General features: G+C 66.7%; 11 protein-coding genes and 1 pseudogene. 7 read left to right on the forward strand and 5 right to left on the reverse strand.

The features are described 5' to 3' along the window. Positions 1-58 precede the first annotated feature (58 nt). Positions 59-6,148 (reverse strand): RHS repeat domain-containing protein, encoded by a 6,090-nt coding sequence (locus tag G3I60_RS08940; protein ID WP_164293074.1) that lies wholly within the window; start codon positions 6,146-6,148, stop codon positions 59-61. 591 nt (positions 6,149-6,739) lie between these two features. Next, entirely contained in the window at positions 6,740-11,041 is a 4,302-nt protein-coding gene (locus tag G3I60_RS46740; protein ID WP_164293075.1) for a LamG domain-containing protein, read from the reverse strand. 1,682 nt (positions 11,042-12,723) lie between these two features. Between G3I60_RS46740 and G3I60_RS45260 the strand changes: the two genes are divergently transcribed. The 5 genes and pseudogenes from G3I60_RS45260 to G3I60_RS08960 all read left to right on the forward strand — a co-directional run bounded on the left by G3I60_RS45260 (position 12,724) and on the right by G3I60_RS08960 (position 18,335). Beyond that, positions 12,724-14,316, forward strand: a complete 1,593-nt coding sequence (locus tag G3I60_RS45260; protein WP_239069632.1) for a DUF6531 domain-containing protein — start codon at positions 12,724-12,726, stop codon at positions 14,314-14,316. Further along, positions 14,264-17,053 (forward strand): RHS repeat-associated core domain-containing protein, encoded by a 2,790-nt coding sequence (locus G3I60_RS08950; protein WP_343240850.1) that lies wholly within the window; start codon positions 14,264-14,266, stop codon positions 17,051-17,053. The genes G3I60_RS45260 and G3I60_RS08950 overlap by 53 nt, the downstream gene beginning before the upstream one ends. After that, positions 16,953-17,180 (forward strand): annotated as a pseudogene (locus tag G3I60_RS45265) (AHH domain-containing protein); the annotation flags it as partial. The gene G3I60_RS08950 and the pseudogene G3I60_RS45265, both read left to right, overlap by 101 nt. 122 nt (positions 17,181-17,302) lie before the next feature. Continuing rightward, on the forward strand, positions 17,303-17,935 hold the full coding sequence (locus tag G3I60_RS08955; RefSeq protein ID WP_164293076.1) for a hypothetical protein: 633 nt from the start codon (positions 17,303-17,305) through the stop codon (positions 17,933-17,935). A 196-nt stretch (positions 17,936-18,131) separates the two neighbouring features. After that, a complete protein-coding gene (locus G3I60_RS08960; RefSeq protein WP_164293077.1) occupies positions 18,132-18,335 on the forward strand; it encodes a hypothetical protein in 204 nt (67 codons plus the stop codon). Between the two features lie 168 nt (positions 18,336-18,503). On the opposite strand, the gene G3I60_RS08965 is transcribed toward G3I60_RS08960, so the two are convergent. Next, a complete protein-coding gene (locus tag G3I60_RS08965) occupies positions 18,504-18,791 on the reverse strand; it encodes a hypothetical protein (protein WP_164293078.1) in 288 nt (95 codons plus the stop codon). A 182-nt stretch (positions 18,792-18,973) separates the two neighbouring features. Here G3I60_RS08965 and G3I60_RS08970 point away from each other — a divergent pair, with 182 nt between their 5' ends. Then, a complete protein-coding gene (locus tag G3I60_RS08970) occupies positions 18,974-19,255 on the forward strand; it encodes a hypothetical protein (protein WP_164293079.1) in 282 nt (93 codons plus the stop codon). A 212-nt stretch (positions 19,256-19,467) separates the two neighbouring features. Here the strand turns inward: G3I60_RS08970 and G3I60_RS08975 are convergent, their stop codons facing one another. Together G3I60_RS08975 and G3I60_RS08980 are read right to left on the reverse strand one after the other, a co-directional pair. Continuing rightward, the gene (locus G3I60_RS08975; RefSeq protein WP_164293080.1) at positions 19,468-19,836 is read right to left on the reverse strand and encodes a hypothetical protein; all 369 of its coding nucleotides are present in this window, start codon (positions 19,834-19,836) and stop codon (positions 19,468-19,470) included. 400 nt (positions 19,837-20,236) lie between these two features. Then, a complete protein-coding gene (locus tag G3I60_RS08980) occupies positions 20,237-20,746 on the reverse strand; it encodes a GNAT family N-acetyltransferase (protein ID WP_164293081.1) in 510 nt (169 codons plus the stop codon). 299 nt (positions 20,747-21,045) lie between these two features. On the opposite strand from G3I60_RS08980, the gene G3I60_RS08985 reads away from it, so the two are divergent. Then, a partial coding sequence (locus G3I60_RS08985) for a leucine zipper domain-containing protein (protein ID WP_164606949.1) occupies positions 21,046-21,459 on the forward strand: 414 nt, incomplete at its 3' end.

Genomic DNA, 21,459 nt, shown 5'->3' on the forward strand with positions numbered 1-21,459 from the left:
TGCACTTTAGCAGGTTCGGGGCATCCGTCAGGTTAGATGTACCAAGCGGTTCCGAAACCTAAAAGGGTTCGATGGGCTCGATTGGTGCTACGGGTTCTTCCGGCAGGAGAGGTGCCGGCTCCTCCATCGGATCTCTGCCTTCGTTGGGCGACGTTCCTCGCGGGGCGGCGGGAGCTCCGTCCTCGATTATCGGTGGGCCGCCACCGCCGATGCCCACAATCGGATCAACGTCCGTGAGGCGGACGCCACCCGACTTGAGCTCGACAAGTTGGTCGTACCATTGACTCTTTTCGGTGTTGATGGCCCGAACCGCGTCCATGTCGACCCCTTGGTCTCTCGCGGCGTCAAGGATCTTACTGGCGTCCTCCGCGGAAACACCCTTGAAGTTGACGACAGCCGAGTCCGACTGCCGATCCTTGCCCAACTGCCCTGCTTTGTCCTTGAGCCGCATGACGGCGCCGTTCACTGCGTTGGTCATGCGAGTGACGATGTCGACCCTCGTGACTTCGACAACCTTTCCGCCCTTCCACTCGAGACGGACCATGTCGGCGGTACGGACACCTGGTTTATTGCTCCTGAGGACTCCGACGTACTGAACGCCATCTTGGTCGCCGAATTCCGAGTACTTGCCACTGTCCTTGAGACCTGCATTGAGATACTCAAAGACCGACTTCTCGTCGGGGTCGGCGTTGATCTCGCGGTTGCTCAGCCGGTAGACGCGGCCGTCACGGGTCGTGAGCTTCCGGGCGCCGCTGTCGGCCTTGTCCGGTTCGCCGACGGTTGCGGCAGACTCCTCCGGGACACCTCCGCCCGTGTATCGACCGTCCTTGCACTGAGTGGGATTGCTGGTGCAATAGGCGCGCTCGTCGGGGTCGTACTGGCCCGTCGGATCGCTCCGGGTGAGGGGATTGCTGTGGGAATAGACGTAGCCGTTGAGAGATTGGACGTCGTCGGCGGCGAGTAGCGGGTCCACAGAAAGGAAACGCCCGGTAGCGGGATCGTACTCGCGTGCACCGAGGTGGATGAGGCCGGTGCCGGTGTCCTTGACGCCGCCGACGAAGCTCTTGGTGCCCGCCCAACTGGCCGGTTGAGCGCCGCGGTCCTCTCCGAAGGGACTCTCGCGCCGCTGGGTCAGTAGCCCAGAAGCGGCATCGATGCTCGCGTCGGCCGTGCCGTGGGAGTCTGCGATCTGGAAGACGACCTTGTTGTCGTCGGTACGGACCGCGGTGGCCGAGCCCAAGGGGTAGTAGCGGGTCGCGGTGGGTTTGGCGGCCCCCTTCACCAGGTTCAGCTCGGTCGTACCGAAGTACAAAGTGGTGTTCTCCGCTGCGGGAACGGCGGTGTCGGTCGAGTGCTGCAGCAGCCGCGTGCCATCGGCGGCGTAGACGTAGTCGGTGGTCTTGGTGGAGCTGGAGGTTCCGGTCTTGATCGAACTGGTGGCCTTGGCCAGGTGGCCTTCGGTATCCCACGTCAGCAGCTGGTCACTGCTGGTGGCCGGGCTCAGCTTCAGGTGTCGCTCGATGGTGTTGCCCGACGCGTCGTAGACGTAGTTCTGGTCGACGGGAGTGCCGCCGGCGTCGGTGCGGGTGCTGGTGGCGCTCAGGGAGTGCGGCTGGGCCGCGCCGGGAGCTGGGTAGGTGTACGTACTGGACTTGTCCTGAGTGCTGTCGCCATCCGTGTCGTGCTGGGTCTGGGTGTGGCGGGTGCCGTCGGTGTTGTAGGTGTAACTGCTCCAGTACGGGGCCGGACCGGCCAGTGCGGAAGCGTCCGGTGCGGCGGAACAATCGGCGCGGCTCGGGGTGAACGCCGTTGTCAATCGCGCTTGGTAGTCGTAGGTGAAGCACTGCCGGTCGGTGCCAGTGCGGGAGGAGTCTGTCAGCGAGGTGACGTTGCCCGTCTCGTCGTAACTGTAAGAAGTGGCCCGGGCCGCTCCGGCGACGTCTTCCTGGTCGGTGCGGCTCCCGGACAGACGCTGGGTGCCCCACTCGTAGGAATTGGTGATCCAGGTCTTCTTCGCGCCGGCGTTGAGGGTGGACTTCAGCGGTTTTCCGGTGAGGCTGAAGGTCTGGCCGGTGAGGTAGGTCGACAGATTGCCACCGATGCCCACCGGGCGGTGCAGGGCGTCGTAGGTGAAGGCAACGGATTCAGCGGGGAGGTGTCCTGCGGCGGGATAGGCAACCGACTTGGTCGTTCCGTCGAGGTTGTAGGTGGATCCGGTGGTGTAGACGCCCGCGAGCCCTTCCTGGCCCGGCAGCGACGGAACAGTGACCGTGGTTCGCTGCGGGCGGTACAAGGCGTCGTACAGGCTGTACGCGACCTTGTACTGGTAGGTGGCACCGCTGACCGTTACGTAGCGGACGGTTGAGTCCACTTCCCCCTTGTTCCCGGCTGGATCCCAACTCTGCGACGTGAGCTGAGCTCCCGTGACCGATCCGTCCCGGGTTTCGATCTGGCGGGAGAGGTTGTCGTAGATGTGCGCGACGACCTTGCCACGGTTGTCCTGGGTCGTCACCAGTTCACCGCGGTCGTTGTACGCCTTGGAGGTGGTGCCGCTGTCGGGATCGACCGCTTTGACCTGGCGGCCGAACTGGTCATAGGTCCATGACCACACCGTGTGCGACGGATCGGTGAGCGTGGTGAGGCGCCCCGCGGCGTCGTAGTCGTACGCGGTCGAGTCGTAGGCGCCGGTAGCTGTGCCGTCCTTGTACTGGCGCAACTCGGTCGCCCGCCCGGCGGCGTCCATCAAGGTGGTGGTCGGGGGCGAGCCCTTGGGCGGGGTCACGGTGAGGCGGTCCCCGCCGTAAACCCTGGTCGTGGTCCACAACGGAGTGCCGACGCCGTTCCCCGCCAGCTGGGTGATCTTGGTCGGACGGCCCAGACCGTCGAACTGCGTTGAGTTCTGCGTCTCGACGCCGGTGGCGTCCTCGATCTTGAACAACGTCCCGGTCGGGACGCCTGTGGCGTAGTACGAGGAGTAGGCGAGCGCGTTCAGGCCGCGCTCGTCGTAGAACGTGTCGGTGAGGATCCGGCCGCCGCCGTCGCCTCTGGTTTGGGTCTGACGCTTCCGGCCGAAACCGTCGAAGAGGGTGTAAGCAGTTTCCTGGGAGCCGTCGTTGTTCACCGAAGCGGTGGCCAGGGAGCGGATCGCGCCGTCCTGGCTGTTGTAGGTGAACTGGAAGTTGGGCGACTGACCAGAGGACTTGGAACGGTTCGGCTGCCATACCTTCTGATAGCGGCCCAGCGCGTCGAACTGGAAGTCGGTACGCAGGCCATTGATGTCGACGGTGGCGGCTGCCAGACCTCGGAGCGGATCGTACTCGGTGGTGATGGACTGTGCGGAGGCCGCGGTGCCGATCTTCGCGGGCGGGGTGGTGACAACGGCCTTCGTCGGTCGGCCGGTGGCCGGGGTGTAGGCGGTGGTCGTGGTCCGCGGGTTGGCGACGGCCGTGGTGATCGGCGCGACTGCGTCGCTGGACGGGTTGAAGACGCTGGTGGAAGCGAGGGCGGTGGTGGCGATCTGACGCCCGTACGCGTCGTAGGCGGCTGTGTTGTCCAGATAGATGGCGGTGTTGCCACTGCGGGACTTGAGGGCTTCGGTCATGGTAGCGAGGCCCTTGATGGGTGCCTTGCCGTAAGACTGACCGTCGTAGCGGGTCCGGGAGTCCGACAGCACTGCCGAGGATCCGTCGGGCCGGGTGTCGCGGTTGACGGCCGCCGAGCAGTTACCCGCCACCGTTTCTGAATGGATCGCAGCGGTGAATATCCAGTCGGTGGTGTTGTCCGCGTAGGTCGACCGGGCACATGTGTCGTCGCCGGCGATACCCACGTCACCCAGCGACTCGACCTGCACGGCGCGCGCGTTGGCGTCGAGAGTCGTGTTGACTCGGACCTCACGCCATGTGGCGCCGGCGCCGTTGTCGAGGGAGGTGAATGCGCGTGCCACTGACGTTGCGACCAGATCGGCTGTGGTGGTACCCCAGTCCCGGATGCGCTTGGCGGTCTCCTCCTTCCACGGCGTGTTGACCGACTTGATCAAGACAGGACCATCGGGCCCCGTGTCGTACTCAGTGCGGTACTCGTAGCCCGCCCAGGCAGGATCGTCGGTGACCGCAGAGCCCTCACCGTTCGGCACCCTCACCGAACGGGTCTTGCTCTTGTCCGCCGGATCCGAGCGGTCGCCGTCCATGCCACGGAGGAAATAGTGGTCGGTCTGGGTGGACATCCTCTGTGTGCCGCCGGTCTGGACGCGGGTACGGCCGTACCCGTGCCACTGCGACCATGTCTTGAGCGCGTCTTTGGTCAGGCCGTCGTCGTCATCGAAGTGCCAAGCGGCACCGTCGAGATACGTGTAGCGGGTGACCATGTCGGGGGCGCCCCCGGTACGGTCGGTGGCGAGAACCGAGTCGACGACATACTTGTTGAACCACTCCGTGGTGACCGGGGAGTCGTAGCCGGGCCGGTACTTCTGTGGGAAGCAACGGGTGGTGTTGGCCTGCGGCGTGGGCAGCGCGTTCGCGTCGCACGCCGCTGCGGAGTAGTTGATGTCCAGCTGGCCGCCGAGCTCGTCGTCGACGGTGCCGAGGCGCTCCTTGATGAAAGCGGAGCGGCCGTCGCCGGTCCGGTCCAGACGGTTGGGCCTCTGGTCGTAGCCGAAAGTGGTGGCCGGAAGTGCGGCGGAGGGGGTGCCGGCGAGCCCGGTGTGCAGGATGGAGTCGAGCAGCAGCTGGTAGTCGCTGTCGGCGGTACCCCAGTGGTAATGAAGGGCCCAGGAGTCGACGTCCTTGTAGCCGCCATCGGACTGCAGGGTGCGTGCGGTCACCTTGGCCAGCCGGGTACGCGTCCAGAACGTCGGCGCCAGCCGGCCCGAATCGCAGGTCTGGCCTGCGGCACAGTTCATGTCCCACGGTGTGTCGTACCAGTACTGCCGGTTGGCATCGATGGTCGCGGGGTCGCAGACCGTCGTGCTCTCCAGGCAGCGCTCCGCGGGGCTGAAGTCCACCCGTGCCATCGGCTTGACGGTTGCGGAGTAGATGTCGGACTTCTGCTGACCGTACTCGATGTGGTCGAGCGTGCCGCCTCGCACGTAGGGGGTGTCGTCGGTGTCCGTGAGATTGCGGCCGTAGGAGTTGCTCTCCGGGTGGTACCAGTAGGTGATGTCATTGCCATGGACGTCGAGCACCAGGTCGAGGTTCCAGCGCCAGCCCTGCTGACACCACGAGGTGGCGAACGAGGATCCGTGGCACGGTTCGCCGGCATCATTGCCGAAGACCGGGACGGTGTAGACGGACTGCGTCTCCGCTTTGCCGGATGCCCAGTTGGGCAGCCGGTTGTAGCCGAAGAAGTACTGGGTACCGTCCTTGGTGACGGCCTTGAAGTACTCGCCGTCGTTGTCGCCGTTGCCGCGCCCGAGGTCCTTCGCGCGGGTGACCTTGGTGCCGTCGTCGCCCTTGATCCGCCATTCGTCCGCCGAGACCGCGATCAGCTCACCCGAGTGGCCGTTGAAGTCAATCGTGGCGTTGTCGTACCCCCAGCACAGGTCTCCCGGTTCGGTGTCATTGGTCTTGACGCCGTCGTCGCCGCAGGGCTTGTAGCTGCGCTCGACGAAACCGGGTGCGATGTCGAAGCCGTCGCCGGCCCAGGACGACTGGTTATTGCTGTTGGCCGTCCGGCCGTCAACCGCGCCCGACGAGTACGACAGATCGAGCTTGGGGCTCAGAGGATTGGGGACCTGCGGTACCGGCATGTTGTACGACCACGAGAACGACCCGCTGTTGAGGCCGGTCTTCCAGGTCGAGGCGGAGGACAGCGGGGATGCCTTGTAGTCACCGCTCGGGCCGGATGTTGTGGCGGTCGCGGCCAGCACCGTCACCCCTCCCATGGCGGCCGGCAGTGCGCGCGAAGTGGCAGCGGCGGGAACGGTCACAGCGTCGGCGCTGATTGTTTGCCGCTCGGAGTCGTTGGCACCTGCCAGCGGGGTCTGTTGGCGGCACTCGGTCCGCTCCGGATGGGTCAGCGCACAGGCCGGGAGCTGCACCAGGCGCAGCCGCGACCCGTAGCCGGCGCCGGCGGCGCGGGCGAAGCCGCTGTAGTCCAAGGTCAACGTCGTCCGACCGGCTTTGGCTGCGGTGCCGACCGGGCCCAACGTCATCAAGACACCGTCCACACCGGCTCGGCCGGCGGCGGCTCGGTTCAGAACCTTCACCGTGGCGGCAGACACGGGCGGTGCGGCGGCCTTCGCAGCGTTCGGTGAGCGGGGGGCAGCAGGCACGGCGAGGGTGACTGGAAGCGCGGCGGCTGACTTCAAACCCCGCCGTGGGGCCGTTGCCTGCGCCGAGGGCAGCAGGTTGACAACGGTGCTGCTCTCGAGCGGCCACACGGTCGCGGGTGCGGACGGCGTCGTAGTTGCTTCCCTCTTACGGGGTTTGACGCTGCCGGCGCTGCCCTTGACCGGCGTTTCCGAGACTTGCGCGCCGGAATGCCCGGTCTCCGCCGCGACGCTGGGGGACACCGCCGGGAGGGTCTGCAGCAGGGTACCCGCGAGGGCCGCCGTAAGGATCACGGCGAGTCTGGCGGACACAAGGCGGCGTGGTCTGCCAGCCTTGGTCTGTGTCGTACGCATCTCCAGCCCTTTCGCAGCGGTACCCGTGAAGGGGTGCGCCTGGCTCTGTGCAAATGGTGGGAAGGGACTCAACAGGGCGCGAGGGAGGGCCGGTGGCCCGGCTCCTCCCCCCGTCGTCGGTCATGGTGCGGTGGTGACGTCCAGCCCGGCGGTGGGGTCGGCCAAGGTGGTGATCTGCGCCGCACTGAGGACACCCTGGTAGGCCCACACGTCGTTCAGCTCGCCCGAGAAGTACTCCGTCCAAGCGGCGCCGGATCGGTTGCGGCCGAACTGCAGTCCGCCGGTGGACTCGAAGGGCTGGCTCGCGGTGGTCCATGAGACGTGATCGGTACACGTACCGGACGTATCGCCGTCGGGACACAGCTGGTTCTCGGGTTGGCCGTTGACGTAGAGCGTCAGCTGGTCGGTGAAACTGTCGTAGACCACGGCCAGATGGTTCCAATAACCCATCCGCATCGCGGGATCGAAGGTGTGGACAGCACCGGTACGGGTGGCTCCGGAGGCGTCCTTGTCGGTCACCTCCACCTGCCACTGACCGAGGTTCTCGACTTCCTGGCTTCCCGGAACGCTGACCGTTTTCAGGAAGTCCCAGCGGATGGTCACGGAGCTGTTGGTGCCGCCGCCGAGTGATAGGACGGTCATGTCCCGGTCGGGCGAACCGGCTGTCTGCGCCCAACCAGCGAGGGTGAACGACTGGCCGGTGTGCAGCGGGGGCGCCACGGTGGCGGCATAGTCGGTCGTACCGTTCGTCGACAGACCGCCGGTGCCGGTCACACCACCCGCGCCGTCGATGTACGCCTGGTTGTACAGGACCGCGTTGTGTGCCGGGCCTGCCTCGTCGGGAGCGGCAAGCGGTGTACCGGAGGCGGTGTCGAACTTCCAGTGGCCCGCCAGTTGGGGGCGTTGCTGGACCATCTCGTGAGCCTCGGGGTCGGTCAACACGCGGTCGAAGACGCGCACGTCGTCGACGTCACCTCCGAACCACTCACCGGCTTTGCCCTCGCGGCTGGCGGCGCCGATCTGCATCCCGCCCGGAGCAGTCCACGGCTTGGTCTGCACGTAGGTGTTCTCACCGACCAGGTATCCGTTGATGTACAGGCGAATCCTGCCGGCGGTGGCATCGGACACACCGAGCAGGTGTGTCCACTCGTTCGCCGCGGCGCCGAAGCACGGCGTCGTGCCGATCGGGCCGGCACAGGCGGGTTGCGAGGCGCGCACCAGGGTGTCGGCGGAAATGTCATCCCGGTACCGGCCGAAAACCCACTTCTTCACATCGGGCGCGTAGTACATCGCGAACTCGCTGTTGTGCAGACCAGCCTGGGTCAGGACCGTACGGGTCCGGGTATCGCCCGCGGCAATCGCAGGCAGCCGGACCCACGCCGAGACCGAGAAGGAGGCAGCCCCGTCCACCTGCGGGCGGGCGGTGACGGCGTAGTCGTCCACACCGTCGAAGTGCACCGCTTTCCCGGTCACGCCCGTGATGCCGTTCTGTGGATTCCCGAAGACGGCTGCGTCGCTGGATTCTGCCTTGCCGGTGAGCGCGGCGGCACCGGTGGGTTCGTCGAACGGCCAGATCACCTTGGCCGCAGTCCCCGCCGTTGGCCCGGTGCCGGCGGCGGCTTGGACCGCATCGGCGGCGGGCAACGCCCGGTCCCAGATGTGGACATCGTCCACCGCACCTTGCCAGGGAAAGGTATAGGCACCGACCAGTTGGAACCTGCCGAACTCCAGCGGACCACGGGCCTCCTCGGCAAGCGGAGCCGGAGCAGAAGCGGGTGCGGAACCGTCGACGTACACGGACACCGTCTTGGCCGCTGCGTTGTACTCACCCAGCAGGTGTGTCCACGTCCCGGCGGTCACGGGTGCATCGGAGAACGCCACCTGCCAGCGCAAGCCCGGTCCATTGGCGACGGCGGTCGTCATGAAGGCCCACTTGCCGTTGTCAAGACCCAGACCGAAGCCGCCGGTGTAGGGATATCCGTCCTGGCTGACCACCATGTGGCTGCCCGTGACGGCAGTCGGATTGACCCATGCGGCAACCGTAAAGCTGCGCGTGGTGTCCACAACCGATGCCTGGGTGGCCGCATAGCCGTTCGTTGTTCCGTCCAGCGCCAGGGCATTCCCATTGTGGCCTGCCGCGCCGGCCGTGGCGCCGGAGGCGGGCGCCACGGTGAACGCTCCTCCGGTGCCGGTAAATGTGCTCGACCCGGGGCTGTCGTCCATCGACCAACCAGCACGTTGCGGAGCGCCATTACTGACGTTGAAGTAATAGGTCTCCGGCTGGGAGGCGTTGCCGGCCGAGTCGAGCGCACGGACGGACAGCAGGTGCGGGCCGGCCGACGGCGGCATTATGTTGACCGTCTGTGCCGCACCTCCAGTGGTACTCACCTGGTTGGCCGCCGAAGGGGACGTGTCGAGCCCCCACTGATACTTCGTGACGTCGGGGGAGGCGGACGTCATGGTGAAGGCGCCATACCGGCCTACGCCGTCGGTATAGGGAAGGGTGGCCTGCGCGTCGGTGGAGCCCGGGTACGAGGGCGAGGTCACCGTCGGGCCCGATGGAGTCGTCGTATCCACCTGGACGTAGCAGGCGGTCGGACTGCCGGTGGAACTCCACGGTCCCCATTCCGAGCCGTCCCATGCTCGGACCTCCCAGCCGAACCACTTGTTCAGCGGAATGGCCGGAGGCAGGGTGATCGAGAACATCGAGCCCGAAGCCTTGAATGTGTTCGGGGCAGGAGCAGTGGCCTCCGCGCCGGTGGACCACCAACGGCGGATGACCCCCTTGCCGTCGCCGGAATCCCAGGCCGCGCCGAACTGGATCCCGATCTTCTCGCCGTCCGGGTCCGAGACTTTGGCGCTGATCTGCGGCATTTTGTTGATCTGCACACCCGTGGCCAGGCACTGCGAGCCGGGCGACATGGACAGGTCGCTCATCGGCGCCTGGCGCGGGGGAAGGTTGTACAACACATGAAGACTCGCTTCGGCGCTGAAGCGCTTCCATGCGTACTTGTCGTTCTCGTCCTCCGCCTTCAGGCCGAAGGTGATCGTCGGCCAACCGCTGTTCGCGGCCGTCTGCACCAGGTCCCTCACCGCGCCCGTAGCGGTGCCGCCGAACTCCACCTCAGCGGCGCCACACCCGGTGTAGCCGAAAGCCGCGGGCACCGTCTGGAGCCACTTCTGCCAGAACGGGTCCTTGGCCGTACCTTGGGAATTGTCCCAAGTGGTTCCGGATCCTATTCGCCTGGTCAGCCACAGTTGCACGTTCTTCTTCGCACAGCTGAAGGAGTGCGACTCGTGCGCGCTGAATGTGGCCGACAAGATGTGCTTGTTCGCGAACTGAGCCGAGGGGATCTCGTAGAACACCCGCTTGCGGTCCAGCGGCTCGCAGTTCTCCTTGTCCCCACAGAATCCGACGCCGAAGTCGTAATTGTCCGTCGCCCCGAAGTGCCAGTACGCATGACTGTTCCAGTACTGGGACACGCCCGTCCACGCGGATTTGAGGGGGGTATCCCACTTCGGGTCGATCATGACTGGAAATACCGTCGTCGGCGCGTCCAGCAGGGCCTGGTCAGGAGTAAGGACCATCGACTTCTGGTCGGTCGGGACCTGGACCTCTACCGATGCGGCGTGCGACGCACCGTCCACACGCGACGGCGCGACGGCGAACAGCTCGGTGGAAAGGGCCGCAGCGGGCGGTGCGCTGGTCCGGGCCGCCGCAGCCGGCGCCGCTACCGGCGCTGTCCCGCTCTTCGCCATCTCCGACGAGTCGTACATCACTGGCCGGGGCGCCTCGAAGACCGTTCCGCCCGCGGAAGTGTCCACCGCGGCCAGGGAACCGTCCGGTCGCTCCTGCACGCTCAGACCGCCATTGGCCAGGCCCAGCTTGAGCTGGTTCAGCTCGGGGTTCTTCGCCGCCTGCGCGGTCTTGACCACCAGCAACTGCGTGAAACCTGTGGCGGTCGCGGTCAACTGCAGGTCCACGTCCGGCAGCACGGACCGATACTCCGCCGTGCCGTGGGACACCACCGGCTTGGGCAGTGGCCGGGGCCACGTGAGCTTGAGATCCTTGCCCGCGCGCGACATCACCACCAGCGGCTGCTTGTCACCCCCGCCGGAGAACGCCAGATCGGCCAACATCGCCTTCGGCGCCAATGAACCGTCCGGTCGAGTGCTCAGCGCAGTGTCGATCGCGACCCATCGACCAGCTTTACGGGTGCGGACCGGCACGATATGCGTGGTCGACGCCAATGTGCCGTCGGGTTGCGCCAGCACCTCGCTCGTCTCGGACGTCAACGCCGGGACCTGCACTGGCTTCTTGGTCCGTTTGGCCTCGGACACAGCCAAACTCTCCGGGGTTTCCAGCGGCGCGCGGTCGCTCCGGCCCGTGCCGGCTGCAGGCGAAGGATTGTCGGCGGCCACTGCGGGAGGCAATCCCCCCACCACCTCCGGGAGCCCTAGCAGAACACCCGTGACAGCCAATCCCGCCAGCCACGTGCGTCTCGGACCCGGACGCGCTCCCACAATCCCCACAACTTCCCCCCACCCGCAACCGACACAAGGAACTGGGGCAGTAAACGGTCAGCCCAGATTTCTTGTCAACGGCCGACTCGGGCGCGGCAAAAGCCGGGCTTCATTTTCGCGAACAGACAGGCGCCTTAAACAGGATGAAGCCGACATGGTTGTAGCGGCGGATGTGAACTAGGTCACCGAGGCGCGCGGCCGAGCCGAGCTCTGCGGGGCGCCTCTTCCCTGCTCCGGGGAGCAGGACATCCTCGGATCCACCGGTCAGATCCGCAGCGGTGATGTACGGGAAAGGTCCGAACTGTCGCTACGGAGAAGCGGGCGCTGTCGGCAGGGAATGCGTCGCACGGGCAGCCATCTTGGCAACAGGCACTGACGCGGGCCGCAAGCACCTGAACCGTGCCGCCGTAGGCGGGAGGCATGTCCTCGGGCCGGACGATGTGACGCATCGTCACACTACTCATCTGGGTCCCAGGCAACGAGCTGGTCGACGATAAGTCGGTCGCCGTCCAGTTGCAGGGAGTCAACCGGATTGCGACTGTACATGGTCAGGGCCAGCTCACTGGCGGGCCCAGGAACAACCAGCCCACTGCACGCCATGACGTGCACACCGTCCGCAACGCCGACACCACAGGGTCAACGGGCCGGTCTGTGTGGGCCGTTGCGAGCGTCCAATGGCCTGGATCGCCGAAGCCACGACCGACGCACTGCTGGTAGTCATCGGCATGTCGGTCCGCCGCTCGGCAGCGATCGGCCAACGTGCCCCCGCCGTACTTTTGTCGAGAAGATCGAGGGCCGGCCATCCCGCGACGGACGGCGGTTTCTAGCACCACCCCGCCCTCGTCGCCGCGCCGGCTCTGTCCGGCCGGGTCGAAGCTCCGATGGCGGCGATGCTCCCGCCTACAGTCAGCCGCCCGCAACGCCGCCAGCGCTGCCCACCCAGCACCCCATTGCGGGCATCAACGAAAGAGCGTCCGGCTCTCCGAGTCACCGCGATGGTTACGTGCAACGAATCAAGTGAATCCCGATTCGAACGGGCCGTGACCTGCGAGACGGCGGCGCGGCGCGCCTCCCACAAGCTCTCACATTTGGAATCGAACAATCCAGACACCAGAGGCCGCCTCCGCAATGCGGAGACGGCCTCTGACCTGCGTAAACACCGTCGGGACGAACAGGATTTGAACCTGCGACCCCTTGACCCCCAGCGTTCGTTAAAGCCTGACGGACCGTATCAGCTGGTCCGGTGCAGTCCCCAACACCCAGGCCGGGTCCTGTTCCGCAAGCACCACCATGACGACTGGTCCGGCTCCATGACGCCCCGTCCCTGAGGAGCCTGTGAGAGACAGGCGAGAGAGAGCACGGCCCTTTGTCCTCCGACCGCTGCATAGACTGATCCGCCCGTTTGCGGGAAGTCGACAGTCCCTGCCGGTTGCGGAGATTGGGCACCCCCACGGTTGACCTGCGGCGGGAAGCCCTCCGTCCTCATGGCACGGTCGACCGGTTCGAACCCCTTCTGTAGGGTCAAGCGTTCGCACAGTGGCAGGAGCTGCGGCGGGTAGTCGATGCGCGGGGGCACGTACATGGGAAATCGGCCTACGGACTGGCACATACTCGACCTCGACCGGGATCCGGTTCCGGGTGATCCGTACGAGGTGAAGGAACTCGCCCGCAAGCTGGGGGACTTCGCGGACGACGTGTCGTCGGCGCTGCGGTCGGTCAAGGGATTGAGCGGCAACAACGCGGTGCAGGACTGGGCCGGGTTGGCGGCGGACGCGTACCGGGAGCAGTTCGGGGATCTGCCCGGTGAGCTGACGAAGTTGGAGAAGTCCTACCGGTTGGCGTCGGGTGCGTTGGAGACGTACTGGCCGAAGCTCGAGACCGCGCAGGCGGACGCCGACCGGGCGCTGGCGCAGGGCCGTACGGCCCGCCATGACCTGGACGCGGCGAAGACCACGCAGGGCAACGCGGACGACTGGGTGAAGCGGGCCGGGGACAAGTCCAAGGAGTACCAGGCCGATCCGAAGCCGGGCGTGGAGCCGCCGTCGGCGGAAGAGGTCCGGACGGCCACCCGAAACGCGCTGGACGCCTCGAACGCGCAGAAGTCCGCGAACTCCGCCGTCCACGAGGCCCAGCAGCGCCTGGACGCGGCCAAGGAACTGGCCGCCCAGGCCGCGCATTTGCGGGACACGGCCGCGTCGACCGCCGAGCACGCGCTGCACGAGGCGTCGGACGCGGGGATCAAGAACAAGCACTGGTGGGAGAAGGCGGTCGACTGGGTCGCCGACCACTGGGACGAGATCGTCGCGGTCTGCAAGGTCATCGTGGCCGTGCTCGGCATCATCGTGATGATCATCGGCGGTCCGCTGGCCTGGATCGTGCTCGCCGCCGCCCTGGTCGTCCTCGCCGACACCCTCATCAAGTACGCGCAAGGCAAAGCATCCCTCTGGGACGTGTTGTTCGCCGCCCTCGACTGCATCCCCGGTTTCAAAGGCCTGACCACCGCCGGCGGCCTGCTCAAGATGGCCAAGAACCTGCCCAAGCTCATGAAGGGCATGGGCAGTCATCTCGGCGGCCTGGGTAACGCGCTCCGCAAAGGGCTCGGCTCGCTCCGGCGGGGCGGAAAGACCATGGGCGAGCGGGTCTGCGAGACGGACCCGGTCGACGTCTCCACGGGTGAGATGGTCCTGGAGCAGACCGATGTGGAGCTGCCCGGGATCCTCCCTCTGCTCCTCCAGCGCACGCACGTGTCCTCGTATAGGGCCGGAACCTGGTTCGGTCCGTCGTGGGCCTCCACCGTCGACCAGCACCTGGAGATCGACGGTCAAGGAGTACGCTTCGCCGCGGCCGATGGAATGCTGCTGCACTATCAGGTCCCGGCGCCCGGGCAGCAGATCACGCCGGTGGTCGGCCCCCGTTGGCCGTTGACCTGGGACGGAACGCCGGGCGGCGTCATGTCCGTCACTGTGCCCGGTGAGGCGAGCAGGCTCGAGTTCCGGCCCCTGGATACTCCAGGCTCCTCCTCCGGGTCCGTCCGGTTGCCGCTGACCGCTGTCGTCGACCGCGAGGGCAACCGCTTCGTCATCGAGCACGATCCGGCATCACGGCGGCTACCACATAGGCGTGGAGTCCCACGAGAACCGGATCACCTCCTTCAAGCTGCTGTCCGATCCTGACGCCCCGACCCTCGTCCGGTTCGCCTACGACCAGGGCGGCAACCTCGCCGAGGTCTACAACTCCTCCGGGCTGCCGCTGGGCTTCAGCTACGACGACCAGCACCGTCTCACCAGTTGGTCCGACCGCAACGGCACCGAGTACGGCTATATGTACGACCCCGCGGGGCGAGTCGTCCGCACCACCGGGACGGACGGCTTCATGTCCGGCACGTTCGCCTACGACGATGCGACCAGGACCACCAGGTTCACCAACTCGCTCGGTCATACGACGACACACGTGCACAACGACGCCTACCGGACCATCAGCACCACGGACCCGCTCGGCAACATCACCGTGCAGGAGTGGGACCAGCAGAACCGGCTGCTGACCGCCGTCACCGATCCGCTCGGCCGCACCACGCGCCTCGGCTACGACGCGGCCGACAACCTCACCGCCGTCGTGTACCCGAACGGCACGAGCGTCGCCTTCACCTACAACAAGCTGAATCTGCCGGTGCGGATCGTTGACGAGGGCGGCCACGTCTGGCTCCATGAATACGACGACCGGGGCAACCGCCTCGCGTCGACCGATCCCGTGGGCGCGCGCACCGAGTACACGTACGACACGGCAGGCGGCCTGACCTCGGTGACCGACGCGCTCGGCGGACAGCACCGGCTGGCGAACGACCCGGCCGGTCTGCCGCTCGCGATCACCGATCCGCTGGGCGCCACCACCCGCTGCACCCGTGACTCCTTCGGCCGGGTGGACACCGTCGTGGACCCGCTCGGCGCCGCCACCGTCCACTCCTGGACCCTCGAAGGCAAGCCGCTGACCCGGACCCTGCCGGACGGCTCCGCCGAGGCGTGGGCGTGGGACGGGGAGGGGAACATGGTCGCCCACACCGACCCCTTCGGCGGCGTCACCTCGTTCGAGAGCACGCACTTCGACCTGACCTCGGCCCGCACCACCCCCGACGGAGCGCGGGTCGCGTTCGCCTACAACACAGAACTTCAGCTGACCGCCGTCACCAACGCCCAGGGCCTCACCTGGACCTACGACTACGACGCGGCCGGACGAATGGTCCGCGAGCTGGATTTCCACGGCGGCGCGCTCACCTACACGCACGATGCCGCCGGACAGCTCACCTCCCGCACCAACGGGCTGGGCCAGACGATCAGCTACACCCGTGACCTGCTGGGGAGCATCACCGAGCAGCACTCTCCCGACGGCATCACCTCGCTCGCCTACGACGACTCCGGCCAGCTGATCCGGGCACGCAACAGCGACGCGGAACTGACGTACGACCGGGACCCTTTGGGCCGCGTCCTCACCGAGGCCTGCGACGGACGGGCCCTCACGCACACGTACGATCCGCTCGGCCGCCGCATCGGACGCCGCACGCCCGGCGGGTCGGTCAGCACCTGGTCCTGGGACGCCAACAGCCGGCTCGAATCCATCCATTCGGTCGACCGTACCCTCAGCTTCACGCACGACATCGCGGGACGTGAGATCGAACGCGCCCTCGGGGCCACGGTCCGCCTCACCCAGAAGTGGAACGAGTCCGACCTCGTCGCGGCCCTCACCCTCACAGGCCCCGCCCCGGAAGCCGCTTCAGGGGCGGGACCGGACAGCTTCGTCGCAGGCACCGACACCCATGTGCTGCTGCATCGTGACTACACCTACCGCAAGGACCGCCACCTCACCGCGATCACGGACCGGGCGACCGGCACCCGCTCCTTCTCCCTCGACCGGGTGGGTCGCGTGACGGGCGTGACCGGCGCCGACTGGACCGAGACCTACGCCTACGATCCGGCGGGCAATCTCACCCACGCCACGACCCCGGCCGAAACGGACGCCAATGGCCCGCGCACCACCAGCGGCGGCCTCGTCCAGAGCGCGGGCCGTATCCGGTACGAACACGACGCCCTGGGCCGCGTCGTGCTACGCCAGAAGACCCGACTGTCCCGCAAACCGGACACCTGGCGCTATACCTGGGACTCCGACGACCGTCTGACGACCGTCACCACTCCGGACGGCCGGCTCTGGCGCTACCTCTACGACCCCCTCGGCCGCCGCACGGCCAAGCAGCGCCTCTCTCCCGACGGGACGACCGTCCAGGAAGAGACCCGCTTCACCTGGGACGGTACCCACCTCGTGGAGCAGACCACCCACGTCTCGGGCAGCACCGAAGTGGTGACCCTCACGTGGGAGCGCGACGAGATGCGTGTCCTCTCCCAGGCGGAACGCACGACCCTGGCCGACGCCCCGCAGGACGTCATCGACCAGCGCTTCTTCGCCATCGTGACCGACCTGGTCGGCACCCCGACAGAACTCGTCACCGAAACCGGCGACATCGCCTGGCGCTCCAGCACCACCCTGTGGGGTATCCCCGCCGGTGACGGCGACCTCAGCGCCTCCACACCCCTGCGCTTTCCCGGCCAGTACTTCGACCCCGAATCCCAACTGCACTACAACTACTTCCGCCACTACGACCCCGTCACCGCCGCCTACGTCAGCCCTGACCCGCTGGGCCAGGAAGCGGGCCCCAACGAGCGCGCCTACGTCCCCAATCCGCTGGCGTGGGTGGACTACCTCGGGCTACTGACCTGCGCGCAGAACGCCGCTCTGCTGCGGAGGAACATGGCCCGCGAGGGGGGTGGTCAATCCTGGCCAAGCGGCGGCCCATCTCGTACCCTCCAGTCTGAACCGCGCGGGCAGCGCCCGAGCGCGCGCACTGTTGCAGAGGTACGGAGTTAACATCAATGACGCCGCCAACGGCATTCCCCTGGGACACCCGCGACCCCACAACTTCACCCACCGGGGACCGTTCCTGGGCCGCGTCACGGACCACCTGGAGGACCTCGTCGCTGCCAGCAAGGACGCCGGGATGGGCGCACGCGCCATCCGTACCGAGATCCGCAACGAGCTGCGCCGCATCGGCAGCGAGGTCGAGAGGGAACTCGCGACCGGCGTTCCCGGCCCCGGTGCCGTGTGGACGGGGCCGTGATGTCTGACGCGACCGAGGCACCGCTGCGGGCCTACCGGCTGCTCCCGTCCATGGGGGACTTTCGATCGCTGTTTCTCGACACCGTGCCCCGGCAGAGGCTGGTCGGCTGGCAGTCCCACGGCTCTCCGGAGGACCGCCGGCCCGCAGGCTTCAGCGCCGTGTGGGACGACGGCGACGTCGAGCCGGGCGTGCACCTGCGCGCGACCGAGTTCCCCTCCGGGACCCCGGGTGCCCCGGTGCTGAGCCGGCGGATCGCCGACCTCCTGCGCGAGGAGCTGTGCCGTGCCGGGAGCTTCGAGCCCTTGGTCATCGCCGATGGCCCGGCTGGCATCCCGGACGCCGAGTCCTACGTTCTCTACCTGGTGGAGAGCGTCGTCGACTGCCTGGACGCCCGGCGCTCCTCGAAGCCCAAGCGCTTGGCGGGTCGGATCAAGAAGGCGGTCTTCCTGCCGGAGGCCTTTCCCGCCGACCTGCCGGCCTTCCGGCTGCCCGAATTCCCGACCGCCGTCTACTGGACCGGCTGGGCGGTGGACCGCCTCAAGGAGCTCCTCGGCGACGACCTCGAAGCCCGGCTGGTCTGGTCCGAGGACCCAGCCCTCACTCCGCACCCCAACCCCTGGGGAATCTTCTGACGGAACGGCTACCGCCGTTCGGCCCTGAGTGAGGGGTATTTCAGTACTTCCGGCGCTGCCCCTCGATGCGAACTACCGGCGCGACGGTCGCTGAGGTCTGTTGGGGCTGGTCACCAGTGGTCCAGAGGTCATATCCGGTTGACGGTGGTCGGGGAGGTTGCTGTACTTCGCTGCTGTACCGACGGCCGGAGGGCTCATGAGCGGATTGCCTGAGAGCGTGGACCATGACATTTTGCAACGACGCATCATCTCCGCCCTCAAGACGATCCGCGACGCCACGGGTTGCTCTATTCACGAGGCCATAGATGTGTTCGCCGTTCGGTACGACGAGCTTCGGCGCGATCGCCCCGACGACTTCACCGTCGGACCTGACGAGTACGGTCGCGGCTTCTACTCATGACGGCTACCGCCGAGCCCTAGATTGGAAGACCAGGGATGTGGTGGTGGGCTGACCTGGGAAGCGCCTGACCTGGACCGGAGCGGAACCATGACCGTGGTTCCCCGTGCGTCCCCGCCGCTTCCCGCCGGACCGGGCACGGATCGGGCACACCGCTATGCCGCGGCGAAGCTAGAGACCGCGAAGCGCCTCGGCAAGCTCGGTGTAGGCGCTCCAGCAGACGATGCTGCCGTCATCGTTCAGACTGCCCATGTACCAGTCGTCGTCACCGATGGCCTTGACGATGGCGAGGTCGTGGAACCCGAGAACGATCTCCGGCAGGAGCGTCTCTTCGGGGAGATCGCCGACCGCGCCATAGGTCACTCTGCGGTCCGTATTGAGCGCTGTGGCTTGCCCGTCGCCGGAACGGTCACGAATCTGCTGGAGGCTCCATCCGGCTGGCAACTGCGCGTCTTCCATGGGGCCATCGTCGCACCCGCGTGCCGGCCGGTGTCTCAGAGCTGCTGAACTGCACCGGCTCCGGAGGCCGATGGCGTCCCACCTGTTTGCACAGGTCAGACCGTGTGCTGTACGTCCTACGCCCTCCGTCATCCCGAAAATACGCCGCGCCTTGTCGTATCTGCTGTGGCATCTTGAGCAACATGATCGAAGTAATTGACCCGCGTAACCCGGCGGGCATCCGCGTCGGGGACATCTACGAAGACTGCTCGTTCCACCCGGTCCTCTGTACGGAGATCGACGACGACGGCGCTGTGGTGCTCAGCGGCATCTCGCTCATCGACGGTAGCTTCCCTCGATCGTGCGATGGCCAGTACTGCGCACCCATACGCATACGGGTCGAAGAGGTCATGGTCATCAAACGCGACCTCGCAAGCTACGTCAGCCGGCGGCAGATCGAGCTGGCGTCAGCGGACAACGCATGAACCTGGCTCGGCCCGCACTGGCCTACGGCAGCTGGGTGGGCGATCACTGCTTTAGGAGGATGGGTGTCAAGGGTCGGCGCTGACCTGCGCTAGGCGAGGCTGGGCGCGATCCCGTTCCGCTACCGCCGGCTACCGCGATTCCCCGTGAGTCCCCGCCCGATCTGGCACGGCTGTGGCACGGTCATCAATCCGTTGCGGATCGCCGCCTGCCGTCAGTTCAGTGGGGAAGGCGAAAGCCCGTGCGCCTTGCAGTAGCTCTGCAGCAGAGTGCGCGCTGCGGTCCCATCCGTGGCGTTGGTGGCGGCGATGAACTGGCTGGTGGTCTGGCTGAGACCGGCGTACTCAGATTCGTTGCTGGCGATCCGGTCGGCATATTCCTGCATCTTCTGGTCGTCTTCAGCGATGGCCGCGGCGGCCGGATAGTCAGCCGAGGTCATCATGTGAGCGCTCAAGAGAATGCAGAACATCGTGGTGTCCCTCGGTTGGGCCTTGCCCTCGCCACCACTCATCGAGCATGAATTGAGTGCAATGGTGCACATAAGGGACGCTGCCACCACCAGACGTCTGCTCTTGATCTTCATAGGTGGTCCCCCCACCTTCCGTGTGTGACGATCCTCTGCCCCGCTGGGTTCACCGGACTCTACAGTCGGCCCAAAGTCCCTTGCACCCATCGTCGCGATCGGCGCCTCTACCGCTGAGGGTGGTGGAGTCTCAATGGACGAGCCAACTCTCCTGAACAACCTTGAAAACCGTCGTGGCAGCGATGTCACCGTGAGTTCGAATCTCACATCCTCCGCAGCCAGAGACACCAAGTCGGCCCCCGACCAGGGACATCGGTCGGGGGCCGACTTCATGTGTCCTACCTGCGAGGGACCGTGGTTCCCCGCGCTTTACCGGTGGATCGGGCACGCGGCGGGCGCGGTAGATAGCTGCCATGGTTGCGCCGTCCGGTATGACGGTGCACAGTCCCGCAGGGAGTCGTCAGGTCAGATGTGTCCTCGGTTCCACGGACCAGTGGTTGGTTCTGAAGACCCGGTCGGCGAAGGTCACATCGGTCTCCGAGAGGAAGCGGAAGCCGAGCGAGCGGCAAATGCCGTTCGACGCGGCGTTGCTTGTTGCCGGGAAGGCGTGCACCACTCCCCAGCGGTCCTCGTCCCGAGCCTGCTCCAGGACGGCGCGGACGGCACGCTTGCCCAGTCCTTTCCCTTGGAATTGAGGCAGAACCATCCAGCCAATCTCGGAGATCGGTCCGTCTTCGGCGTTGTGGGACCAGAGGGTCACCGTCCCTGCCACCATTTCGGGGCGGGCCGGGTCGGGGACGATCATCTTGATCCACGCGTGGTCGGCCGCCGCCTGCTCGGCATCCCGGCGAACCTTGTCCGCCATCTCCTCACGCGGCAGGGGCCCGCCGAGGTCGGCCATCATGACGGGATCGCACCGCATCCGCACGTAGACATCGACGTCGGCTGGTGAGACGTTGCGCAACCTCACTTGCTCCTCCTCGTGTTCACTGAGGATCGTCGCACGGCCCGAGATGCAACGCGGGTGGTGGAGCGGCTTGACTGGCGCCCTCGCCACAACGCTCCTGGCTGCCGTCCCGTCTGCCGTCGTCCCACACTTTGTGGAGCGGGCGTGGTTCAGGGCGTCAAGGTGGAGCGCCCAACTGTATGAACGACCTTGACGCCCTAGGTGTATTGATCACGAGCGTTGTTGACAGTGGTGGGTCTTGAACATGGCGAAGACCTCCGGTGTGGTGGAGCTGTCTAGGACTGCACCACTCGGAGGTCTTCGTGTCCCACCGTAATGCCCGGCTGACCGTTCATGGCAGACGGCTTCTCATCGAACGTGTCGTATCCGGCCGTCCGGTCGCTCATGTCGCGGCGGAGATGGGGATCTCGCGGGCCACGGCCCACAAGTGGGTCCGCCGGTGGCGCGCGGAGGGCGAGGCGGGGCTGCACGACCGCTCCAGCCGCCCGCATACGACCCCGCACCGCACGCCGGCCGCGGTCGAGGCGAGGGTGTGTGCACTGCGGCAGGCCCGCAAGCTGGGACCGGCCCGGATCGGACCGATCCTGGACCTGCCCGCCTCGACCGTCCACCGGATCCTGACCCGTCACCACCTGCACCGCCTCGCGTGGCTCGACCGGCCCACCGGCACCCTCATCCGCCGCTACGAACGCGAACGGCCCGGCGAACTCATCCAC

Source organism: Streptomyces sp. SID13666, from assembly GCF_010548325.1.
GTDB lineage: Bacteria > Actinomycetota > Actinomycetes > Streptomycetales > Streptomycetaceae > Actinacidiphila > Actinacidiphila fildesensis.